General features: G+C 51.8%; 17 protein-coding genes, 1 pseudogene and 1 other annotated feature. Of the genes and pseudogenes, 4 read left to right on the top strand and 14 right to left on the bottom strand.

Going from position 1 to position 23,956, the window contains the following annotated elements; translation table 11 throughout:
- Positions 1-6: 6 nt before the first annotated feature.
- On the bottom strand, positions 7-900 hold the full coding sequence (locus AC0YN4_RS19525; RefSeq protein WP_475836546.1) for a helix-turn-helix transcriptional regulator: 894 nt from the start codon (positions 898-900) through the stop codon (positions 7-9).
- Between the two features lie 153 nt (positions 901-1,053).
- On the opposite strand from AC0YN4_RS19525, the gene AC0YN4_RS19520 reads away from it, so the two are divergent.
- Together AC0YN4_RS19520 and AC0YN4_RS19515 are read left to right on the top strand one after the other, a co-directional pair.
- Positions 1,054-3,783 (top strand): beta-mannosidase, encoded by a 2,730-nt coding sequence (locus AC0YN4_RS19520; protein WP_475836545.1) that lies wholly within the window; start codon positions 1,054-1,056, stop codon positions 3,781-3,783.
- A 296-nt stretch (positions 3,784-4,079) separates the two neighbouring features.
- Positions 4,080-4,514, top strand: a complete 435-nt coding sequence (locus AC0YN4_RS19515; RefSeq protein ID WP_475836544.1) for a GNAT family N-acetyltransferase — start codon at positions 4,080-4,082, stop codon at positions 4,512-4,514.
- Between the two features lie 133 nt (positions 4,515-4,647).
- Here AC0YN4_RS19515 and AC0YN4_RS19510 read toward each other — a convergent pair whose 3' ends face one another.
- Positions 4,648-5,673: an NAD-dependent epimerase/dehydratase family protein gene (locus AC0YN4_RS19510; protein ID WP_475783448.1), complete on the bottom strand. Its 1,026-nt coding sequence runs from the start codon at positions 5,671-5,673 to the stop codon at positions 4,648-4,650.
- Positions 5,670-6,974 (bottom strand): glycoside hydrolase family 140 protein, encoded by a 1,305-nt coding sequence (locus AC0YN4_RS19505; protein ID WP_475783447.1) that lies wholly within the window; start codon positions 6,972-6,974, stop codon positions 5,670-5,672. The genes AC0YN4_RS19510 and AC0YN4_RS19505 overlap by 4 nt, the downstream gene beginning before the upstream one ends.
- 204 nt (positions 6,975-7,178) lie before the next feature.
- Here AC0YN4_RS19505 and AC0YN4_RS19500 point away from each other — a divergent pair, with 204 nt between their 5' ends.
- Entirely contained in the window at positions 7,179-7,703 is a 525-nt protein-coding gene (locus tag AC0YN4_RS19500) for an ankyrin repeat domain-containing protein (RefSeq protein WP_475836543.1), read from the top strand.
- 289 nt (positions 7,704-7,992) lie between these two features.
- Here AC0YN4_RS19500 and AC0YN4_RS19495 read toward each other — a convergent pair whose 3' ends face one another.
- Positions 7,993-9,612 carry a putative bifunctional diguanylate cyclase/phosphodiesterase gene (locus AC0YN4_RS19495; protein WP_475836542.1) on the bottom strand — a complete coding sequence of 540 codons (1,620 nt, stop codon included), beginning with the start codon at positions 9,610-9,612 and terminating at the stop codon, positions 7,993-7,995.
- A gap of 241 nt (positions 9,613-9,853) precedes the next feature.
- Here AC0YN4_RS19495 and AC0YN4_RS19490 point away from each other — a divergent pair, with 241 nt between their 5' ends.
- Positions 9,854-10,639, top strand: a complete 786-nt coding sequence (locus AC0YN4_RS19490) for an SDR family oxidoreductase (RefSeq protein WP_475836541.1) — start codon at positions 9,854-9,856, stop codon at positions 10,637-10,639.
- A gap of 217 nt (positions 10,640-10,856) precedes the next feature.
- Here AC0YN4_RS19490 and AC0YN4_RS19485 read toward each other — a convergent pair whose 3' ends face one another.
- The 10 genes and pseudogenes from AC0YN4_RS19485 to AC0YN4_RS19440 all read right to left on the bottom strand — a co-directional run bounded on the left by AC0YN4_RS19485 (position 10,857) and on the right by AC0YN4_RS19440 (position 23,816).
- On the bottom strand, positions 10,857-12,542 hold the full coding sequence (locus tag AC0YN4_RS19485) for a glutamine--tRNA ligase/YqeY domain fusion protein (protein WP_475836540.1): 1,686 nt from the start codon (positions 12,540-12,542) through the stop codon (positions 10,857-10,859).
- An 87-nt stretch (positions 12,543-12,629) separates the two neighbouring features.
- Positions 12,630-12,902: a binding site (T-box leader), on the bottom strand.
- A gap of 63 nt (positions 12,903-12,965) precedes the next feature.
- Positions 12,966-14,189: an amidohydrolase family protein gene (locus AC0YN4_RS19480; protein ID WP_475836539.1), complete on the bottom strand. Its 1,224-nt coding sequence runs from the start codon at positions 14,187-14,189 to the stop codon at positions 12,966-12,968.
- A 162-nt stretch (positions 14,190-14,351) separates the two neighbouring features.
- On the bottom strand, positions 14,352-14,699 hold the full coding sequence (locus AC0YN4_RS19475) for a hypothetical protein (RefSeq protein WP_475783441.1): 348 nt from the start codon (positions 14,697-14,699) through the stop codon (positions 14,352-14,354).
- A 50-nt stretch (positions 14,700-14,749) separates the two neighbouring features.
- Positions 14,750-14,923, bottom strand: a pseudogene (locus AC0YN4_RS19470) (stalk domain-containing protein); the annotation flags it as partial.
- Between the two features lie 107 nt (positions 14,924-15,030).
- Positions 15,031-16,749: an ABC transporter substrate-binding protein gene (locus tag AC0YN4_RS19465; RefSeq protein WP_475783439.1), complete on the bottom strand. Its 1,719-nt coding sequence runs from the start codon at positions 16,747-16,749 to the stop codon at positions 15,031-15,033.
- A 107-nt stretch (positions 16,750-16,856) separates the two neighbouring features.
- On the bottom strand, positions 16,857-17,729 hold the full coding sequence (locus AC0YN4_RS19460; protein WP_475783636.1) for a carbohydrate ABC transporter permease: 873 nt from the start codon (positions 17,727-17,729) through the stop codon (positions 16,857-16,859).
- A gap of 90 nt (positions 17,730-17,819) precedes the next feature.
- Positions 17,820-18,725, bottom strand: coding sequence for an ABC transporter permease (locus AC0YN4_RS19455; protein WP_475783438.1), 906 nt, complete (start codon positions 18,723-18,725; stop codon positions 17,820-17,822).
- Positions 18,726-18,867: 142 nt separating this feature from the next.
- The gene (locus AC0YN4_RS19450) at positions 18,868-21,171 is read right to left on the bottom strand and encodes a helix-turn-helix domain-containing protein (RefSeq protein ID WP_475783437.1); all 2,304 of its coding nucleotides are present in this window, start codon (positions 21,169-21,171) and stop codon (positions 18,868-18,870) included.
- Between the two features lie 108 nt (positions 21,172-21,279).
- Entirely contained in the window at positions 21,280-22,299 is a 1,020-nt protein-coding gene (locus AC0YN4_RS19445) for a zinc-binding alcohol dehydrogenase family protein (RefSeq protein WP_475783436.1), read from the bottom strand.
- Positions 22,296-23,816: a tagaturonate reductase gene (locus tag AC0YN4_RS19440; protein ID WP_475783435.1), complete on the bottom strand. Its 1,521-nt coding sequence runs from the start codon at positions 23,814-23,816 to the stop codon at positions 22,296-22,298. Before AC0YN4_RS19440 ends, AC0YN4_RS19445 begins: the two co-directional genes overlap by 4 nt.
- Positions 23,817-23,956 lie beyond the last annotated feature (140 nt).

Genomic DNA, 23,956 nt, shown 5'->3' with positions numbered 1-23,956 from the left:
GCGCTGTTATGATTTCGTTTGAAAAAGCTGGTTGGACGCGCCACGAACCGGAATTGCCGTCTTGCGATTAAGCTTCCTGTACTTTGCGGGCGTCATGGCGAATCTGGCTGCAAACATTTTGTAGAAATAACTTAGACTACTGTAGCCGCAATCCAGCCCGATGTCGAGTATTGACGCTTCCTCCTGTTTCAACCATACAGCAGCGTGCTGAAGCCTTTGTTCATTCATCCACGCCGTTGGGGTAAGACCTAGATACTTTCTCATTTCCCTGCAAACATGCTCTTGTGAATAAGGAGCCAACCGATAAAGCGCGCCTGTTCCTTCCACCAAGTGTGCTCTTGTGCCGACCTGGCTAAGCAGATCCTTTAACCACTTCGGTGCACCGGGATGGACATCTGCGGGCGGAGGCGAAAAATGCTGCACCAGCAGCTCGATCAGCAAACCTCGTGCCATAGAGCGAATGGCGGATTTGTTATCCGCGCTCACGGCGTGGATTCGTTCGTATTGCCCGATCAACCATGCAGCTTGTTCCGGCGAAAGCGTACATTGGGCCGGCAACAGCGGCTCGGTCAGCCGTTCTCTGCTGAAACCTTCACCCAGATAGGCAAATGCCTCCTCTACCATCGAGCTGCGAAAATTAATATTAAGCAGTTCTACTTCTTCATCGCCATATCGCTCATAACTATGAATATCGGTTGGACGGATGAAAGTAAACATACCTTCTGTCATAAGCTGTTTCACGTCATTAACAAGGTGGTAGACGCTTCCCTCCGTAATCAGGAAACATTCGTAGAAGTCTTCGTGATCATGCACGGTCGTCCAGTACTGCAGCTTACGGTGATAATAGAACTCTGTTTCAAGCTCCGCATCGATTAAGCCACTGGCGGTCAAACGCAGCATGGTCATACCTCCCTTGTCATGTCATGTTCATTATATCAACAGAACGCAATTTTGAATCAATGAGAATGAAGATTCTTTGATTTATCGAATGGTACGCTAGCAATAGATTGAAGTTTTTACAAATATGATTGTATAAAGGGAGATGAACCGCCTTTGCTGCGAATTCCTTTACATGAAGATTGGCAATTAACGTTTGAGGATTTATCGTGTGGTCCCGGTGAAGCTTACCGAATATTGGGCAAGCAGCAGGATTGGATGCCTGTTGGTTCGCTGCCCTGCGATATTCATATGCCGCTCATCGAGCAAGGCCTCGTGAAAGACCCGCTGCTCGCCGATTATTGCTTTGCTGCGGAATGGACGGAGAGCAAGTCGTGGTGGTTTATGAAGCATTTCTCCCTTGACGAGAGGACACTTGCTCGACAGCGCATTATGCTGCATCTGGAATCGCTGGATTCGGAGGCGGATATTTGGATAAATGGCATCCATCTCGGCCATCATCGCAGCGCCTTCTACCCGTTTCGAGCAGCTGTACACTCTCTGCTGCACGTTGGCGAGAACTCGCTGCTCGTGCGTGTCACATCGGGACTTGAGCATGTATCTGCTCAAGATATGGTCATGACTGCCGGGACACTCGCGGAAATGGAGAACGAGGCCATTGGCAAACGCGGCGACGACAGGCGCGCCAACGTACGTAAGCCGCAATTCGTCTATGGCTGGGACTGGGGGCCGCGCGTTGCCACGACGGGCATCACCGGCAGCGCTTGGCTCGAAGCGGATAGCATCGTCAGCATTCGCAGCGTCTGCGCGGTGACACTGGCTGCATCGGAGGCGAGAGTGGGGACGAGTCTGGGGGCGGGGGAAAGTTCGGCGGTGGGGGCAAGTGCGGTGGTAGGGGCAAGTGCGAGGCTTCGCTTTGAAATAGAGGCGGAACAGCTTCATCCCTTTAAGACGCGGGAAGCGATGCTTTCCTTGCGGCTGCTGCACCCGAACGGCAGTATTAGTGCTGAGGTGAGCGAGCAGGTCTGTCTTCGTTCGGGTATTAACTTCCTTACTTATGAAGTTGATGTGCATGATGCCGAGCTGTGGTGGCCGAACGGCATGGGAGGCCAGCCGCTCTATGTCGTTCAAGCTTCACTCGTAAGCGATGGTGATGAGCGGTTTGTTTATCCGGATTTTAAGCTCGGCATCCGAACGCTTCGGATTAACACGGAGCTGATGACCCCATCCTCCTGGTCGAACGAAGACGAACCGGAGCGGCAGTTTACCCTTGAAGTGAATGGCGTGCCTGTCTTCTGCAAGGGAGGCAACTGGATTCCGGCCGATTCTATCATTGCCAGAGTGAGCGATGAGAAGTATGACACGCTGATTGCTGAGGCGCGGGAAGCTAACTTCAACATGCTTCGCATCTGGGGAGGCGGACTCTATGAGCGGGATATTTTCTATGAGCGTTGCGATGCGTACGGTATTCTCGTCTGGCAAGACTTCATGTTCTCCTGCGGGAAGTATCCGGACCATCTCGATTGGTATAAGCAAGAGGTAACGAAGGAAATCGATTACCAGACCCGGCGGCTGCGCAATCACGCTTCCCTTGCGCTCTGGTGCGGCAACAATGAGAACCACTGGGGCTTCGATGAATGGTGGAACGGTACTCGGCACCCTGATTTTTATGGTGGAGCCGTTATCTATAATGAGATTGCGCCGGCGCTGATTCGCAGCAACTGCCCGCATATTCCTTATTGGAACAGCTCTCCCTATGGCGGCGAGCATCCGAACGGCAACGCTATGGGAGACCGCCACCATTGGCATGACGGTACGATGAACCCGGATATGGAGCGGCGGATTACACCCGAGATTTATGACGAAGTGCAAGCGAAATTCGTTTCAGAGTATGGCTATATCGGGCCGTGCCGTTTATCTACGATAAGTGCTTACTTCGACGGAATGCCTATTGATACGAGCAGCCGCATCTGGGGACTGCATACGAATACATTCGAGAAAGACACCGTCCACGCCGGTATTCGCAAGCATTATACCGAACGCGATGATCTGTCGCTGGATGAATATTTACTCTATGCCGGGTTATGCCAAAGCCTGATGTACCAATATTCGCTGGAGTCCATACGCAGCAAACCATTCTGTTCCGGTGCATTATTCTGGATGTACAATGACTGCTGGGGCGAGGTCGGCTGGACGATCGTGGACTATTATCTGAGGCGGAAGTTGAGCTACTATGGCGTTCGGCGTGCTTTTGCCCCGGAGAAGCTAATATTGCGGGAGGGGCCCTCCGGCATCGTGGAAGTAACAGCAGTGAACGAAACCGACGAGCCGCTGACGGAGATGCTTGAATGTGGCTTCCTCTCCTTCGATGGCCAGATACGTCGGACGGAGCAGATTGACGTGGTCATCCCGGCGCGCTATCGCGGTGTGTTGCATCGTTTCTCCGGCGGGGCTTTATCTGCCGGGGCTGCGGCTGGGGTTGGGGATGGGACTGGTGATGGGACTGCCGGGACTGCTGGGAGTGCTGGAGTTGGCGAGATTGGCAGGTCTGCCGGCGCTGCCGGAATGTTTGCGGCTGTTATTCCCGTTGGCGACTCCTCGCAGAGAGTTCAACCGGCTACGCTTCGGCCTGGGGACATTCGCGCTCTTGGTCTACCCGAGGCGGAAATTTGCATCGTCTCTTCCCGTGCGGAAGGCAATGACCTTCATGTTACGGTGAAGTCGCGCACCTATGCGCATGCGGTGCATTTTGACTTGGCGGATGATGTGCGGCTAAGCGATCATTACTTCGACCTGCTGCCCGGCGAAGTCCGCACCGTTACAATCTATGGCGGCGCCTCGGCAGGGATTCGTTTAGAGGCATTAAAGATTGCCTCTATTAAGTAACGGGAGCCCATCTCGCCAAGCGCGAAGCGATGCGCAGCTTTGGAGATGGGCTTGTTTTGTGCAGCGGCAAGTGATTGCAACGTCGCCACCGCAACTAACCATCCTGCCTCCGCATGTACCAGTGAGAGTCGGAAAATTCGACTCTCAGCATCCACACTAACCTATCAGGCCCTGTGCGTGGATGCGAGAGTTCTAATATGGAACTCTCACCGCCGAATCAGAGGAGGAGCGATGTCACCTGCGGTTGTGGTATAATCTTGGTCACAAAGTAATCCACGCAAAGGGAGTATTCTCATATGTTGATTGATATTAAAGCAAAACTGGATGAGGAAGCGATTCAGGAGCTGCTCGGCTGGTCAGTATTTCCGGACCCGGAGCATTTGGAAAGAGCGGTTCAGCACTATAATGACGATGCGTCGGCTAAGTTGCTCGGCTATGTATCGGAGAATGATATTATCGGGTTGATCGGGTATCACAGCGCGGGAAGCGATACGATCGTAATCGACCATATCGCCGTTGATCCATCGGAGCGGTATAAAGGCTACGGCAGAGGAATTATACTGGAGCTGCTGGAGCTGGAGAAGCCCACTGTGCTTCTGGCTGAGACAGATGAAGAAGCTGTCGACTTCTACAGGAGCAGCCGATTCACGGTGGAGAGCCTCGGCGAGAAATACCCGGGTACGGAGCGGTTTAAGTGTACGTATTACGCGGATGAGGACGACAACGAATAGGAAGTGGCGGCGTTAGGGGACCTCCCTGCGCCGATTTTTTGCGGCACGACCGCGGAGCTACCTGGCCTTCACACCTCTGAGCCTTCACGCCCTCAATTCCCCGCGCCTTCATACACCCACGCTATCACATCCGTTATCCGTCCAAGCCTTCCATCCGCTCCGCCATCAGCTTTTCCGCCGATGACCACGCCTCTACCAGCGCATCGTACCAAGGCCGTTCGCCCGCTGCCTCGATTGCACCCGTCTTATCCAGCTCATCAATAACGCCTCGAATCCCCTGCTCCCACTTCACGGTATAGCGAAAATCCAGATCATGCCGTGCCGCACTATTGTCGAACAGGTTATTGTACCGGAAGTTCTCCACGCACCACTCTGCCTTCTTCGGCAGCACCAAGCCAAGAAGATCAGTCGGGATATGAACAAATCGCGGCTCAGGCGCACCTAGCGCATCAGCAACCGTTCTCCAATAACGGTCGTACGTCATCCATTCCTCACCTGTTACATTGTACGCCTTGCCGAGAGTTGCCTCGTTGCCCACAGCTTGCACGAAAGCTCTCGCCACATCATCCCGATGACAAGCGACCCACAGTGAAGTGCCGTCGCCATGAATAATGATCGGACGCCCTTCGCGCAGCCGTTTCATATTGTAGTTGCCATCCGCGATGGAGGGGACGGCCGTCCCGCTGCCGCCGTACGTTTGAGCCGGCCTCAATATCGTAACGGGAAACGTGCCGGGATCATGAGCGTCAATCAACAAATTCTCACTCAGCACCTTATTGAAAGCATACGGGAAAGAAGGCAGCGCCTCACGTTCGCCGTCTTCCGTAATCGGGTAACGCTCCGCCTGCTTCGTATACACATCAACCGTGCTGCAATAGATATACTGACCGACTTTACCCTTGAAAGCACGGATCGCGCTCTCCGCCTCATCCGCTTGAAACCCAATCATGTCAATAACGCAGTCGAACCGCCCTGCTTCCGCCATCTGCTCTCCAAACGCTGCAAAATCCCGCCTATTCCCAATAATCGTCTGAACACCTGCAGGTGCTTCCCCCCGGCCCCGATTGAAATGCCAAACTTCCGTATCCCCGCGCCTTAGCAGCTGTTCCGTAATCGCCGTGCTGATCGTTCCCGTTCCGCCAATGATGAGCACCTTCACTTGGTTGTCGCCTCCTTGATCGCAATAATGAGTACGTCCGTATTCGTATCTGACATCGGAATCCTGCTGTTGCTCACACCATCCGCGGCGGATGTGGTTGAAACCGCTGACTGCAGGACATTCCGCCTATCCAAATCAATCATTTTCACCGCGTAGCCTTCCGCAGTCAAATCTAATGACAGCTCCACATCAATGCTGTAAGGAACATAAATCACCACTATGCTTAAATCTCTGCTGCCGGCAACGCGGATTTCCGGATAAGAGGTGACGAGCAAATCGTTACGCGGAACAAGCTCGAACATGGCATGCTGCTCGAACAATTCTTTGGCATAGCCGATATCCCACGCACCTGAGAATCGCAGCGCCACTCGCCAGTCGAACGGTGTTTTGGCAAAATGCTCATTATGAAAAGGTGTCCCTTTCCTATGCCAGGACCAGATACCGTGCGCGCCATAGGTAAAGCCTGCTTTGGCCCCGCCAAGAACACTCCACCAGAAGGCGCGACGAATATCAAAAGCACCATACCGGCCATATCGATTGCCATATCCATGCCCCTCATAGCAGGGCTCTGAATTCAGAATAGGTCTACGAATGGTCTTCTCCATGAATTGCTCCGGGAGCTCGTAACAATCGGACTGCGTCTCCGTCAAGTGGCCGGATTGATAGATATACAGGTCCAAGTCCTCTGATTGCACAATCCGATCCGGAATGTCGTGCTGATGCGATCCCATGTGCATCGCCGTTACGGCCTCGGGAGCGCAGCGCTTCAAGGTTTGCAGTGCTTTCTCGTAATAGGAGGTCACTTGCTCGTTCTCAAACTGCGTGTCGCCGCTGATGTAATAAAGGGGATTGTAGCGCGCGAACCGCTTCGCTATGTACTCTGTGTAGGGCTGAACAGCCTCCCACGGAATCGTATACTCCGGATGCATGTTATTCACGCCTGTGCCGGGAACATAGTTGTGCCACAGCACGACAAGCACGGGAAGGAAGTCGCGTTCGCAGGCCATCTGCAGCATCTTCTCCGCTTTATCGAAGTAAGCCTCATTGCAGCTCATAAAGTCCCATTTGCCATCTGCGCCAACTCGAAAAGGCAATTCATCAGCGACCGTCTCATGCACGAGCGGCAGCACGCTGATCTGCAAGGCATTAAATCCCTGCAAGCGGCGGTATTCGAGATAGACCTCCCACTCCTCCAGCTTCGCGGCCGAGAATACCCCCCACACTGTATCTGCCAAATAGAAGAAAGGCTGTCCTCGGTTAAGGAGGATCTCCTTGTTATCCGCTACCGTAACTTGTCTCATAGTTCCCCTCTTTTCGAGTCCATGTCATGCTTTCCTCTGCACTATACCATGAGGCAAAAATCATTGTCTACGTAATAAATACATAATGTATACAATAAAATAATGTTTTTTTATTGAGCTGGAACAGGGCAGGAATATAGGGTTCGCTTCCAGAAAAAGTATAATCGAGGTTAGGTATGTATTCGCGTAAACGGAGGATTGATCATGGAAAACAAATTACTTATTGAGGATATTTTTCAAGCCGCTCGTTTGGGTGAAGTTTCTCAGCTTCTTGCCACACTGACAGCTCATCCGGAGCTCGCCAACACCGAGAATGACGATGGTTTAACGCCTCTTGGATTCGCAGCGCATTTCGGAAACAAAGATGCGGTGCAAGCGCTGCTCGATCATGGGGCATCGGTAAATGCCATCTCGCATTCCAAAGTATCCTACATTCCATCGAATACGGCTCTGCATGCTGCTATCGCGGGGGAACGTAACGTGGACGTGATTTCGCTGCTGCTCTCCAATCAAGCTCAAGCTACTATTCTGGACAGCAATGGGCATACCGCGCTCCATACGGCAGCTTTTCATGACGATAACGAAGAGATCATTTCCTTGCTTCTTGCACATGGGGCCGACATTCATGCCTTAACCGGGGACGGAAAAACAGCATCCTCGATAGCAACCGAGCAAGGCAATCATCGCGTTGCAGCGTTGCTTCAACGTGCGAGCGAAGCTGTGAGCTAACAAACTGAGAAGCCTCCTGAGGCTATTGAAGCCGTGACTCAAATCATAAGCTATCTCGAGCGTGCGCCATGCGCGTTTCGAGGCAGCTTTTTTTATGGCGAGGTGTATTTTCGTCGAAGAGAGGTAACCGGTACCGCACATATGCGCCAAAAGCCGGTTTTCGGCTAATGCGCGGCTCCTGGTACCTCTCTTGCTAAGGTTCGTTAGCGTGAACTTAGAGCAAACAAAAAGCAGCTGAACAAGGTCTCCCCTCGTTCAGCCACTCTATTTCGCTGCCGGAATCAGCCCATTAAACCGGAACCTGCTGCAGCGCGACCAGTGCAACCGGTTTGTTGATGTAATACCCTTGAATGCCCCAGCAGCTCATCGCCTTCAGCATCTCATACTGACCCGCGTCCTCTACACCTTCCGCAATTACCTTCAAACGCAAAGCACCGGCCATAACAAGCATGGCGGACAGAACAGACTCATTCATCTCTTGGATAAAAGAGCGATCAATCTTCAACGTATCGATGGGCAGCAGTGTCAGCATACTCAGCGAGGAGTATCCGGTGCCGAAGTCATCCAGCGCGATGCTGAAACCGACGGACCGCAGCCGACCGAGCGTCTGTCTTATGCCCTCGGAATCGCTGATTACCGTACTCTCCGTCAGCTCAAGCTCGATCGCTTGCGGAGGGACATTCTCCTGCTCGACGATTTCAATGATCCGATCTACAAAATCCGGCTCACTAAGCTGCACCCTCGAAATGTTCACGGAAACGCGAATCTCTTCCCCGTAACCCTCCACCAGCTGATGCCAATCCTTGCATGCCTGGCGGATCACCCAATAGCCGATCGGTACAATGAGGCCGGTTTGTTCCGTAATGGGAATAAACTCTGCGGGCTGCACCATCCCTACAAGGGCCCGGTTCCAGCGAAGCAGCGCCTCAGCGCCGACCACGCATCCTTGCTGCGGGCTGTAAATCAGCTGATAATGCAGCTCGAATTCCTTCAGCTCAAGCGCGCTCGACAACGCAAGCTCATGGATGAAATTCTCGACATGATCGTACCGGGAGGTTGCCTCGTACACGTGGAAGCTTTTGCGACCGGCTCCTTTGGCCTTATAGAGCGCAATGTCCGCCTGTTTGAGCAGTGTCTGAATGTCTTCCTGCTCCTGCTTCAGCGCAATTCCGATGCTGCAGTTCAGCTTAATTTGCTGGTCGTAAATTCGGAAAGGTGCGCGAAACAACTCCATAATCAGAAAAGCCATCGTCTCCGGCTGCTCTACAGGTACCCCGGCAGCTACGATAAATTCATCACCGCCAAGTCGAACCAGCGTATAGTCCGTCTTAAATACGATACTTAAACGAGTTGCAACCTCCACAAGCACCGCATCTCCTGCATCGTGGCCGAATGTATCGTTAATATTTTTAAAATAGTCGAGGTCGAGCAGAAAGAGCGCTTCGGCACTCACCATTTTTTCCATGAGATATCTGCGGTTGTACAGTTTCGTTCGGTCATCGTGGTAAGCATAGTGGAAGAGCAGGTTCTCGTAATTCTTGCGTTCGGTAATATCGCGCGTCAAGCAGATCACATATTCGACCTCGCCGCTCTCACCGAAAATTGGCGACAGCATCGATTCCCCGCTCATCGTCCCATTCGGCATCACGACGCCATCCTCATAGCGAATATCCGTCCGCTCCGTCACGACTCTAACGTATTTCTTATATAAATATTCAGCCATTGCAGGCTTATTGCGTTCGAAGAATGTCTGCCCTACATCTGCCATCGTAATCCCCGTCATACGGGTAGCCGCTTTATTCACGTAATAGTAGGTCAGTTCCATGTCCTCTGCTTTCATAATAAAGACACCGTCTGCGATATCATCCAGCATCCGACCGATTTGCAAATGAAACTCATAAGGGTTCATATCCCGTTCAACTCCTTGTGCGGTGCCTCTACGATGTAAATGTTTTGTGTATCCCTATACTTCTGCAATTTGAAGGCGTTCTCCTGCTCTACGCGATCGCTTAGCTCATGAATATTTAATCCCTTTAATCATAAGATAGGTATCTCCGTGAATCGGGACATTACCAGACACACTCGACAAGCAGAAGGAAATATTGCATGCTAGTTACTAAAGTGAACGAGTAGAATGGAGGAATGGTTAGATGGATTTAGGATTTCGCAATCGTACTGTAATCGTGACGGCATCCAGCAAGGGACTTGGAAAAGCATCCGCGCTTCGGCTCTCTGAGGAGGGAGCGAACGTGGTCATCTGCGGCAGAAACGCAGAAACCATTGAGGCAGCTGCGGCTGATATCCGCTCGACTACCGGAGGGGAAGTGCTTGCGGTGCGAGCCGATGTTTCCTCGCCCGCAGATATTGAAGCGCTTGTGGCCGCAGCTGTGGAGCGGTTCGGCAGCATCGATGGGCTCGTATGCAATGCAGGCGGCCCACCGGCCGGAACGTTCGCCAGCATTACGGACGAGCAGTGGGAGTCCGCCTTCCAGCAGAACGTGATGAGCGTGGTCCGATTGGTTCGGCATACGCTGCCGCATTTCCCGGCTGAAGGCGGACGGATCGTGTACGTATCCTCCACGTCGATCAAGCAGCCGATCCCCGGCCTCGTGCTCAGCAACTCGCTGCGCCTCGGCGTGCAAGGGCTGATCAAGACGCTTGCGGACGAGCTCGCGCCGCGGAATATTCTCATTAACGCGGCGGCGCCCGGCAGGTTCGCAACGGACCGTGTCCGTTCGCTGGACGAGTCGCGCGCGTTGGCTGCCGGCGTTACGTATGAGGAGCAGCGTACACGGAACGAGGATGAGGTCGGCGTAGGCCGTTATGGCGATCCGGCTGAATTCGCCCGCTACGTCGCGTTCCTCGCATCGCCAGCGAACAGCTACATGACCGGCCAAGCGTTAATGGTCGACGGCGGGTTGGTTCGCGGATTGTAGGGATAGGAAAGAGCCTTTCTAGCTCGATTTCCTCACTACAAGGCCCCAACGATTTGTTAGATTTGAAAAATGGCTATTACTGTAGGAATAAGACCCTCAGGATTCGTTAGCGCAAAACTGCCTTCAGATGTCCCATTTACAGTTCTTCGATAGATCTCAATAAAAGAGATGTTCCTCCTGCCATGACCATCACCATGACGGAGGAGCATCTCTTCACTTACCTCTTATTCCAAGTATCCTTCAGCGGCACGATCCGATTAAACACAAGCGCCCCCTCAAGGCCGCCGCTATGTTTCCGATCCACGCAGAAGAACCCATGGCGGAAAAATTGGAACTTCTCCTCCGAACCGGCATCTTGCACCGACGGTTCGATCAGCGCGTCCTTGACGAGTACGAGCGAAGCCGGATTAATCGCATCGGCCCAACTGCCATCCTCGCGTGTTGGCGCACTCTCGTCAAGCAGCAGCTTGTCGTACAAATGAACATCCGCCTTCACCGCATGCGCTGCCGAAACCCAGTGAATCGTCCCCTTCACCTTGCGTCCGGTGAAACCCGATCCGCTCTTCGTAAGCGGATCATACGTGCAGCGAAGCTCTGTAACTTCGCCGCTCGCCGGATCTACGACCACTTCCTCGCAGCGGATGAAGTACGCGCCTTTCAGCCGCACTTCACTTCCCGGGCTCAGTCGGTGATACCCTTTCGGCGGCACCTCCACGAAATCATCTCGCTCGATATAGATCGTCCGCGAGAACAGAACCTCACGCCGCCCCATAGCTTCATTCTCGCTATTATTCTCCAAAGTCAACAGCTCTGTTTCACCTTCAGGATAATTCGTAATGACTACCTTAAGCGGCTGCAAAACCGCCATCACACTCACCGTCTTCTCCTTCAGTTCCTGTCTGAGACAATGGTCCAGCAAGGAAATATCTACCGTGCTAGTCGTGCGAATACTGCCAATCTCCTCGATAAAACGGCGAATGCTCTCCGGCGTAAAGCCCCTTCTTCTAAGGCCGCGCAGCGTAGGCAGCCTTGGGTCATCCCAGCCGTCTACGTAGCCGCCGGTAACAAGCTGCCTCAGGAATCTTTTGCTCGTCACAACGCCTGTTAGGCTAAGCCGCCCGAATTCCCTTTGCCGCGGAGGCTCTTGGATTCCCAGTCCCTCCAAAACCCACTCATACAACGGCCGGTGGTCCTTGAATTCGATCGAGCACAGAGAGTAGGTGATTCCCTCGATGGCATCTTGAATCGGATGAGCAAAATCATACATCGGATAAATGCACCACTCGTTCCCCGTCCGGTAGTGCTCTGCATGGATAATTCGGTAGATGACGGGGTCGCGCAAATTGAGGTTAGGTGATGCCATGTCGATTTTGGCACGAAGCACCATGGATGAGGCCGGATAGTCGCCATTGCGCATGTTTGCAAAGAGGGCCAAATTCTCCTCGATAGACCGCCCCCGATACGGACTGTTCTTCCCAGGCTCCGTTAACGTTCCGCGATACTCCCTCGTCTCGTCCGGGGTTAGCTCACATACATACGCTCTCCCCCGCTCAATTAAGGTGACCGCAGCTTGATAAATTTGTTCCGAGTAATCGGAGCCGTAATAGATGTGCTCGCCCGGATCGTAACCTAGCCAGCGGATATCCTCTACAATTGCATTCACGTACTCGATATCCTCCTTCAGCGGATTCGTGTCGTCGAAGCGCAGATTGAAGCTGCCGCCGAACCTTTGCGCCATCGTATAGTTCGTATGAATCGCATAGGCGCTCCCTATGTGAAGATAGCCATTAGGCTCTGGCGGGAACCTCGTGCACATGGCTCTTCCGAAAGGCTCCCGCTCCAATTCTCCGCTAATCAGCTTATATAGAAAATTCTCGTTATGATGTTCCTTCTCGTTTTCCAAGGTTGACGCCTCCTAATGAAGTCATGACGTGACACTGACACTCCGATTTGCAAAAACTAAAAAAACTCCACCCCCAAGACATTTAGTCTTGGGGACGAAGTTTATCGATCGCGGTGCCACCCCAGCTTCATTAATATGTCGCCATATTAACCTCTTCAAGTACGCCGCCTGCCTGTATCCATGCAGGTGGTTATACTCTAGCTCTGTAACGGGAGCTCCCGTCCTGCCATCCCCGCTTACGGCGGTTCCGACATGCTGCTCAGAGGCTTGTTTCGCGAAAATGTCCCTTGCTCCTTCTCAGCTGCCGGAGCTCTCTGTATAAGAACGATGTTTCCCTACTCTTCTCGTCATCGCGTTTAATTATTGGAAAGATGATAACAGAAAATCCTTTGACAGTAAATAGGCGTTCGGTTAGCGCTCTACTTACAGTGTTCCCGAAACCACGTTGCCACGATACAGCGAAGCGATTCGCGGCGCTCTTCTGGCCACTGCTTCCGCGGAACAACTCGCCTGAACGAGTACGGCCGAAGCATCGTCGCCAACAGCCGGCCATACGCGCTGTCCTTGTTCATTGAGCGGCAGCACGCCGCCGGTAATAAATCCAAGCGCACGGGTCAGCGAATACTCGTCCGACATATGGTACACCTCAGCCAGACGGCCCGCTTTCTCCAAATTATCGCCATTGCCGAAAGGTGACCAGTGATCCGTAAGGCTGTCCGTTCCCAGATCCACCTTCACTCCTTTGCGATGCAGCATCGGAATCGGCATGACCAATCCCCCAATCGGCACCGTGGATGCCACCGAAATCCCCGCTTCCGCAAAACGTTCCGCCAGCTGCTCGGCTTGCGCCGGTGTCCCGCTCGCAAAACCAAACGCATGGCTGACTGTAACCCGCCCCTGCCAGCCTGCATCAATCGTCATCTCCGCAAGTCGGTGCATCGTCTCATAACCTGCTGCCCCTTGCTCATGAAGGTGCATGTCCACGCCGGCACCGGTTTCAACGGCAAGATCCATCATCGCATGCAGCGATTGTTCCATGTCGCCATCCACAGAGGTAGGGTCGAGTCCGCCGACATGTGTGGCTCCCTGCTCAATCGCCTGCTTCACCAAGCCGCGCGAATTCGAACGCAGCAAACCGTGCTGCGGGAATGCGACCAGCTCGTAGCCCAGTTTGCCTTCGTAGGCGGCAAGTGCTCGCTGAGCAACTTCCAGTCCTCTAAGCTCGCTGGTCGGCTCGATGTTGACGTGACCTCTCATATTTGTCGACCCGAATCCGAGCAGCAGCTCAATGATTTGCTTCGCCCGATCTACCGCAACCGGAAGCAGCTTCGGCAGTAAGATTTTCTCCTCTTCGATCCGGTCAAAAATACTCCGAGCCGGCTTCACCGCCTGCCAAGGTCCGCCGAAATAGGTTTTATCCAGATGGATGTGCGCATCTCTGAATGCAGGAAGCAGCAGCATTCCTTTCGCATCTCGCTTCGGACGCTGATCCTCTGCAGGAATCGCCTCGAACAAGATCGATTCGATTCGGCCATCCACAACCAGCACATGGCCAATAGCCGTCTCTGTTCCGGAGACAATTCCATTCTCACGCTGGAACCCCGTCTCAAGCCGCACGTTTTGCAGCCAATACGTCGTGACATTCATTTTGCTTGCTCCAATCTATCGGTTGGTTTGTAGATATCCTATTAATTTACCACATTGGGGGAGAAATCGAATCATTGGCGGTGCGTTAAAAAACCTCCAGCTCCACTAGTTAAAGTGGTTCTTGGAGGCTCCGGCTCTTATCCTGATAGGTGATGGCGAGGCTCACTTCTTATCCACTTGAAGCAGCGAGACGTTCTTCACCGCATACGTATCCTTCAGCTTCTCTTCGTTTAGTACGTTTAATTTGATTAAGCCCGCTATCTTAGAAGAATCCGGCCTAGACAGCAACCGCCATACTTCTGGATCACCGAGCGATTCATACAGCTTGATGTCGTCGTATTCCTTGCGCTCCTGATGAACGACTTTCACCCGGTATTTCCCCGTCTCCAGCTCCGAAACACCCTGATCCTCGCAGTGTACCAAAATCTCTCCGCGCAGCTCGGTCAGCTCCTGCTCGATTTCTTTCTGCTTCTGCTTCAATTGGAAATAGCGTTTAACCTTCTTGTCCACCTGATTCACGCTCCTCTGTTACATACCTATGCAGAGGATGTTCTTAATATTTATTGTGTCCGTTTCTCACAATCTACGCTAGCACCAAAAGCTTGAGCGACTGTGCGCAGCGGCACCATCGTACGGCCCTGCCCAACAAATGGTTTATCGCCGCTGGCTTCATTGCCACTTATAAAAAATCGCTCCTGCCCGATCTCCATAATAACCGTTTTGGAGAAATCTTCTTTCGAGAGACTTCGATTGTAATCATCGTCAAAAAAACCGCCTCAAAAGGCGCGTTTCCGCGCACTTTTGAGACGGCTTCACCATGCGCCAAACGTAGGCGCGTCTACTACTTATCAATCGTAGATGAATCGTAAGACGCTTGCATCAGCTCCAGGTAACGCTTCAGGTTCAGGTCATCCAACCCTTTTACATAATCGTCCCAATCCTTATCGAGACTCTTAGCACCTGTCACAAACTGCAGCGCATTTTGATCGATGTAGTTCTTAATGTTCGTTTGGATCATGCCGGCTTCGTCAGCGCTGGCCGGATCCACCCATAGCGCCCAGTGCGGGAAAGTATTCGTCGGCTGCTTGCCGTCATATAATTTCGTTGCTTCGAACAGGCGGCGTTCGTAGCCATTCTCGCCATAAATATCGACACCTTGCACCTCGGAGTCGCGGAAAGCTTTGAATTGGTTGTACTGCGCCATTGCTCCCCATAGATCATTACGCGGTGCTTCCCCTTTTGCAAGTGGAATTGTCGCATAAAGCGGCTGCACGTCCGAGTTCAGCGCAACATCGCCCTCTTTCGGTTGACGCCAGCTTTTCCCTTCTTCGCCGAAGATGCCGTGTAGCGCTCCTTCTTGCGTATAGAGATAATCCAGCATTTTGACAGCCGCAACTTGTACTTCTTCGCTTGCTTTGCTCGTCAGGACGAAGGTTCCGCCCGGATCAATTGGATAGTTGTACGTCGCATAGTTGGCATGAGGACCTTGGAGCGGCGGCACCGGATTGTAGTCCTTCACATAAGGCGCAGTAGGCGCGGATTCCACGAAGATCCAAGGATGCATCCCCGCTCCGGCACCTAAAATTTGCACATCCGCATTATCGCCGATTTTCTTGAAGGCTTCCGCATTTTGCGTAAACGCGCCCGGATCGATAAGACCTTCTCCATACATCGACTTGAGGAAAGCAAGCCCTTCTTTCCACTCCGGCTTATTCGCTACTGTCTCAACTTTACCGTCATTCATTTGCAGATAAGTCCGGTCATCGTCGTAAATAAAACCATTCATAAAGTAAGGGATAATGTGCACCCCATAAGCCTCAATCGAGCCGCTAAGCGGAAGCTCATCCGCTTTACCGTTACCGTTCGGGTCCTTCGTTTTGAACGCTTCCAGCACTTTCTTGAAGTCGTCCGTTGTTTTGGGCATCGTCAGTCCTAGCTTATCAAGCCACTTGGTATTGAGCCACATTTTGTTCGGGAATGAGCAGTGGTAGCATTCATTTAATCCGGTTAATCCATATATGTTGCCATCCGGCGCTGTATTCATCGCTTTGTAATAGGCATTGTTGTCGAGTGTATTCTTAATGTTCGGTGCATATTTATCGATGAGATCATTCAAAGGAAGAATAACACCTTGCTGGCCAAACTTGAGCAGATCGGATTGCGAGAACCGGTCTACCCAAGGAATGAGCAAGTATAAGTCCGGATAATCGCCGGATGCAAGCGAGATTTGTCTCTTCTCCGCCGCCCCATCGAACGGTACCGTCGTCCAGTTGAACGAGATATTGAATTTACTTTCGATTTCCTTCGTAAACTTGTTGGTTTTAAGATCCATGTCCGTGCCTTGTTGAGCAAATACGTTAATCTTCACGGGCGGGCCGGCAGTAGTGGTGTCTTGATTTGCTTCTGTATTGGTATTCCCGCTTCCCGAATCTGAGGTATTCCCACTCCCATTTCCATTTCCATTTCCGTTCCCGTTATTGGAAGATGAGCAAGCAGTCACAACCAAGCTAAGAATAACGACACAAGCAACTAAGAGCGACCATGATTTCTTCTTTCTCATGAATAACCTCTCCCTTTCTTCTTCATCTCTTTGCCATGCCCCTATACATGTGATAAGCCTGCCTCGTTACATCGTCATCCCCCCTAATTGAAATACACGTACCGTACTTAACCTTTGACTGAGCCAATCAGTATACCCTGGACAAAATAACGCTGAACAAACGGATAAATCACCAGCACCGGCAAGCTTGCCACCACGATAAGCGAGTATTTCATCAGGTTGGTCATCTGCTGACGAAGCACCATTTCACCGGCGTCTACATTGCCTGTACCGTTGTTAAGAATCAGAATACTGCGAAGAACAAGCTGCAGTGGATAGAGTGCCTGCGTCTTCAAATAAATCAGCGCATCGAAGTAGGCGTTCCATTGCCCAACCGCATACATGAGCGCAAGAACGGCGATAATCGGCTTCGAGAGTGGAATGACAATGCTGCGAATAAATCGGATATCGCTGCAGCCATCAATCTCTGCCGCTTCCGAGAGCTCCTCGGGAATGGAGGACTGAAAGAACGTCCGAGTTATAATGACCTGCCATACCCAGATCGCATTAGGAATGAGCAGCGCCCAGCGTGTATCGATAAGTCCGAGTGCTTTGACGACCAGATAACTAGGAATCAGTCCGCCGGAGAACAGCATCGTGAATGTAATGAAAATCATGAGTCCGCTGCGGCCAAAGAACGTCTTCTTCGACAATGGATACGCAATCATAATCGTTAACGACACGCTGATCAGCGTTCCAAAGAAGGTATAGAAGATCGAGTTCCCATATCCGCTTATGACTTGGCTGTTCTTTAATACAGTGATATAGCCGTCAAGCGTCGGGTGAACCGGCCATAACCACACTTCCCCTGAAGATACGGCGGCAGGGCTGCTGAAGGAAGAGCTTATAATGAACAACAGCGGATAGAGCACCACAATCAGAATAACAAGCAGGAATAGGTAGGTCAGAGACAGGAATATGCGGTCACCCAGGGATTCCATAATTTTATTGCTGCGGGATACGGCTGCGATGCGGCGAGATGCGTTCTGGCTCTCGGTAATCACCCATGTCCCTCCTTCCGTGTCAGTTGTTTACCACAGGCTGGTGCTGGAGATTCGTCTTGCGATCGTGTTAACGAAGACCAGAAGAATCATATTCACGACAGAGTTGAACAACCCGACAGCTGTGGCGAAGCTGTAATTGGCGTTGAGCAGACCGATTTTGTAAACATACGTTGAGATGATCTCGGAGGCGGAGAGATTAAGCGGATTTTGCAGCAGATACATTTTCTCGAAGCCCAGGGCCATAATGCTGCCAACATTTAAGATTAAGATAATGACCATCGTGGGCATGATGCCGGGAATATCGACATGGATGATCTTCTGCAGCCTAGATGCACCATCCACCTTCGCCGCTTCATAGAGGGAGGGATCTACCCCCGCTAAGGCAGCTAGGAAGATGACCGCCGCATAGCCCATGGACTGCCACACATCAGAGAAGACAAACACCGAGCGAAACAGCTGCGGAACACCTAAGTAATTGATGGATTCGAATCCCATACGGTTGGCAAGCATGTTAATAATGCCAAGACGCGGGGCCAGAAACAGCATCACCATCGATACCATGACCACCGTTGAGATAAAGTAAGGCGCATACGTGACCATCTGAACGATCTTTTTGAACCTCATGCTCTTCACTTCGTTCAGAGCAAGCGCGAGCAGGATCGGAATCGGAAATCCTACAGCAAGCTGATAGAACGATATGTAGAGCGTGTTCTTGATCAGCGTCTTGAAGGCCGGGTTACCGAAGAACAGGTCAAAGTATTTGGTACCGACCCACGGACTTCCCCAGATGCCTTTCATCACGTTATAGTTCTTGAAAGCCAGCACTGCGTTCGCCATGGGTAAATATTTAAATAGAATAAAATAAACGACCGGCGGAATCACGAGCAGATACAATTGCCAGTGTCTTCTAAAACTTCGAGCCGCGATGCTCAAATTGTCCTCTCCTCTCGCTTTCCTCTCAAGCTAAATTGTAACCGCTTACTTTATGGGATTGATCATATCCCTTAGCGGCGAACGACGTAAAGGTTCACTTCTTTCATGCACCGTACACTTGCGTTTTCACGCCGAAACCCAGTCATATCGGGGCTTCGGCGGTTTGTCTGTACGCACTTGGCGAGATTCCTCTCACCCGCTTGAACGCTCTTCGAAACGAATGTGTACTGTTGTAACCGACATGTACGGCGATCTCATCGATCGTCATTGTCCGCTCATTAAGCAGTTCGGTCGCTTTGCCAATCCGTATAAGCTCCACGTAGTCCGATAGGTTCTCGCCGGTGTATTCCCTGAACAGCTGCGAGATATATTTCTCCGGTCGACCGATGGCTTCGGCAACCTGATACAAGGTTAAATTCGATTCCGGGTACCGATTGTTAATGTATTGAATAACCTCATCGATTGTCTCTTGATCCATGACCGACTTTTTCCGAACGACATCGTGGCACATATCCGTAATTAAGGCTTCTAATTGCCCTTTGAGCTGTTTGGCTCCACCTGTTGCCTGGACATGCATGATCCGATGCCTAATTTCTTCGGCTGCAACCTCATCCTGCACCACTTTCTGCTCCACCAGCTTCAGTAACGTGCTCTTTAGCTCCATGGTGAACTGCTGCATCATCTCATACGAGAGATCCCGTTTCTCAAAATTGCTCGTGAACAGCTGGGTCAGCACAGCAAGCCCCTTCTCGGAATCACCGGCTTTTACCGTATTCATCAAACGCTGCTCGGCCTCGATGGAGTAATCGTACATTTCCGTCTCACGGATCGTGTCCTTGTAGTGGGTGATATCTTCCGCACCGGTATAGATAGCAAACTCCAGCGCTTGCTGGGCTTCATTGAAGGATCGGCTCATCTCATGCAGCATGCTGTAATAGAGAGAGCCAAGGCCGACCTTAATCGAAAGGCGATATTGGGTATAAACCGTATCCATGAGAAGCAGCAACTGTTCGAAATCATAGTTCATTCGCGGGAAGATGATCGCAATCTTATCGAAGCCCATATCGGTCACAAGCAATTCCGGACTGGCTTCCAGAAGAGACTGCTTCAGAATTAAACGTGCCACGCTTAGCTCTTGAACGATATCTGCATTTTCCATCCCGCCATAGCCGTTGATTCGCAGTAGTCCGACATACCCTTGATCACTTTCAATTTTGATGCCGGTTTGCAGCGAAATCGCTTCGATTTCTCGCACGGAGCTGAATTCTCCGTTTAGCAGCCGCTTAATGAACGCATCGCGAAGCAAAGGCAGCTGGTTATGCAAATCCGCCTTGAGGGTTTGATTATCATTGATGAGATTGGAGATGTTACCTGCGAGGAAATCATATTCGTTCTTGGAGCTGCCGCTGAAATGGCCATTCTGATCACGAAACGTACTCAGCAGCCGATGAATCGGAGCACTGTTACGATAAGCGAGCAACAGTCCGCTGACGAGGGCAATAATGGAGGCGGCCAACGTGTAAATTCCCGTTACTTTCTTAATGGTATTCGCTTTGCCCATTAACGCTTGCTCCGGAATACCTGCCGTATAGAGCCAGCCATTCGTATTCGATCGGATGGAAATAAGCAGCCTGCCATTATCGAATCGGCTGGTATCCGCCTCCACTCCGGATGGGATAACCGAAACCTTCTTGTAGTCGGCCTCATCAATTCCTTTGGCGATAATGGTTTTCCCTTTATTGTCCGTAATGACCGCCCAACCGCCATACTGCTGCACAATATGATCGAGCGTTTCCCCTAGCTTCGTCTCATCAATAATAATGGCAACGGTAGCCATCGATTCTTTGAAGCTGTTGATCGGAAGCGTTTGGAGGAAGGTAATGGCCGAAGTTTTGCGCAGCGCTGTGTTTCCGTCATTGCGGACATAGGTGTGTAGAGGCACAATTTCATTAAAATGGGGCTGCATAAGGAACGACTTCTCCCATTCATCGAAGCTCATGTCGTCGAACTGGTTCAGTTCATAATAGTGCTCGGGCCGGAAGAAGACGGAATTCGGTGTCAGAATGGCATTATAATTGCGCAGATAGATGAAGAAGTTAGACAAATAATCGTTGGTGCTGCTGTAATTGACTAAGCTGCGCTGCATGCGTCCCAGTCCATACACATTGTTGGGATCATACGGCTTCGGGTCGACGATGAGCTGATTTAATTCGGCATTCACCGCTAATTGCTTCGTAAAGCCGGCAACCTCTGCCAACCGCCGCTCTAGTATCTCTTTGCTCATATTCAAGGTTACTCTGCTATTCTCGATGGAATCGAATTTGGCCACATCAATTGAGGTGCGATAAGAGGCGTAGGCAGCAATTAGCGGGAGAATCAGCACAATAAGATAAGAAATCAGTAATTTACGGAAAACCCGTGAACCGTTAGCCCCTTTTCTCTTCATAGAACAATCGCCTCCGCAAATAGAGTGATTATGCAAGATGACCTCCCCTTTTCTAATTGATTTAGGGGAGGTCATATAAGGAAAACCCATGTTCATGCTTTGTATAACCTAAAGCTCCACCATCGCTTTGATCACTTTCGATTCCGGCTTCAGCCAGCCTTGGAATTGCTCGATCATCTCGGCCAGCGGTGCACGGTGCGTGATGTAGCGGTTGACATCAACGGCACCTGCGGACAACGCGTCCAAGACATTGTCGAAGTCTTCTCTCGTTGCATTGCGGCTTGCCATCAGCGTAAGCTCGCGTTTGTGAAACTCGGGATCGCTGAAGGTGATATCTGCTTTGACCAGCCCGACAAAGACAAGTCTGCCGCCGTGGGCCACATAACGGAACGAGTCGCCCATCGATCTGGCATTGCCTGTTGCATCGAAGACGACGGCGGGCAGCTCGCCGCCGCAAGCATCCATGATTCGCTGAACCGGCTCCTCCTGCAGCGCGTTTACAAGCGCGTCGGCCCCAGCCCCTTGCTCGCAGAAGCTAAGCCGATCATCGTTGATATCCATCGCGATGACCTTCGCCCCAATGTGCTTGGCAATAGCCATCACGCCGAGGCCGATCGGTCCGCCCCCGATGACCAGCGCCGTCTCGCCCGCAGCAAGACCTGACCTGCGCACAGCATGCGCCCCGATCGCAATCGGCTCCAGCACAGCAGTCTGGTCCAGCGTGAGTTCATTCGCCGGGATCAAACAAGCGACCGGAACCGAGATCCGCTCTCGCATGCCGCCATCGCGATGCACGCCGAGCACCGACATATCCGTGCAGCAATTCGTTTTGCCGCTGCGACAGGCGATGCAACTGCCACAATGCAAATACGGGATAATGCTGACTTGATCACCGACCGTAAGTCCCTGCTCATTATAGCCAACCTCTTCAATAATGCCCGCAAGCTCATGCCCGAGAATACGCGGGTAAGAGAAGAAAGGTTGATTGCCTTTGAAGGCGTGGAGATCCGTCCCACAGATGCCGATTCGTTTGATGCTGACAATGGCATGTCCCGCTTCCAGTACCGGCTCAGGCAAACTCTCCGTCCATTCGAAACGGTCTACTTCCGCACAGATGATTCCCTTCATAACTGCCCCCTGCCTAACTTCGCGTTATTTGCTGCGTGACTCGCTTCCATCTCTCGAATGAATACCGTAACTCCATCCGCCAGCCCTTTGATGGCAGATAAATCGCTGCCCCAAATCTCCTTGTGGCTGAGCAGAAGAGCGACAATCTCTTCAAGCGGGCGTTTACTAGACCAGCTCCCGGCTAGAAGCTCCAATGATGCCGCATCGTCCCTGACCGTATATGGAGCGCCATTAAGCGTGCGACCTGTGAAACCTTCACCTTCTCGAACGACTTGGTAATATCGCAGCAGTGCGGCTAACGACTTCACGATTCGCGGCGGAAGCGACTCTCCGCGATCCGTATAATAAAGCAGCGTAGGCAGCAGCCGCGTTCTGAACTTGCTAAGGCTGTTCATGGCAATATCCGCGAGACGATGGTTAATGAATGGATTCAGAAACCGTTCATACACGGCCTCCGCATAAGCCATTAATTCCTCTTCCGGCATGGCAACCGTCGGCACGATTTCAGCGGCAACGGCTTCCCTTACGAAGACTCCGAATTGCGGATTCTCCATGACATCTCTGACATATTGCTCGCCATGCAGCAAGGCAAGCGGGGTCATGAGCGTATGAGCGCCATTAAGAATGCGTACCTTCCTTAGCTGATACGGACGCAAATCATCAACCCAACGTACATTCAGCCCTGCCTGCCGCAGCGGCAGTTCTTCGTCAAGCTTCGATTCCGCTTCGATCGCCCAGAAGTGATACGGCTCTGCAGTAGTCAGCATCGCATCTTCATATCCCCATTCCGAGAACCATTCATCCGCTTGCTCACCTGCTGGATAGCCCGTTACAATGCGATCCACTAGTGAATTGAGGAAGCGATTATGCGTCGATACCCATTCCCGGAACGGCTCCGGCAGCGACCAATCCTCGCAATATTGCAGCACGCAGCGCTTCAGCTCATCGCCATTGCGTTCAAGCAGCTCACATGGCAGGAATATAAGTCCATTGTCCTCGGCTCCGTTGCCGCCTAGCGCCAAATATCTGCGATAGAGCAGCCATGCGATTTTGCCCGGAAATGACTGAATCGGTTCGCCTTCCACAAGCGGCTCCGGATTGTAGACGAGTCCGGCTTCCGTAGTGTTGGATACGACAAAACGTAAGGCAGGACTCTCCGCCAGTGAGATGAGCTGCTGCCAGTCGCTGTAAGGGTCGAATACCGTAGAGAATACGGATACAATCTCCTTATTCTCCACTCGCTCCCCATTCTCCAGCCCCCGCGTCACTAAGGTATAGAGACCGTCTTGGCTTTGCAGGGTATTGATTTTCGCTCGACCTCCCGGCCTTGGCTGCGTCAGCGCCACACTTCCATGGAATAAGCCTTGCTCTTGGCACCTATGAATCATCCAATCGAAGAAGCCGCGCAGAAAGTTACCTTCGCCAATTTGCAGCACCGTGACCGGGCTTTGCTCCATAACCTCGTATGCTTGCCGCTGCTTAGCAGGTAAAGTCTCGCTCCCCAACTTTGTTCCCATCGATTCAAACCCCTTTGCTTGTTTGGTCTTAACCTAAATGTAACACCCTGATGAGATCATAAAAGTGCATATTATTGCAGATTTATACCCTCATTTGATATATCCTTAGAAAAGATACGGACAACAAAGGAGCGCTCGCA

This window comes from Paenibacillus sp. J22R3 (genome assembly GCF_056269305.1).
The sequence above is the reverse complement of the archived record's forward strand: the minus strand, read 5'-3'. Positions and strand labels throughout refer to the sequence as shown.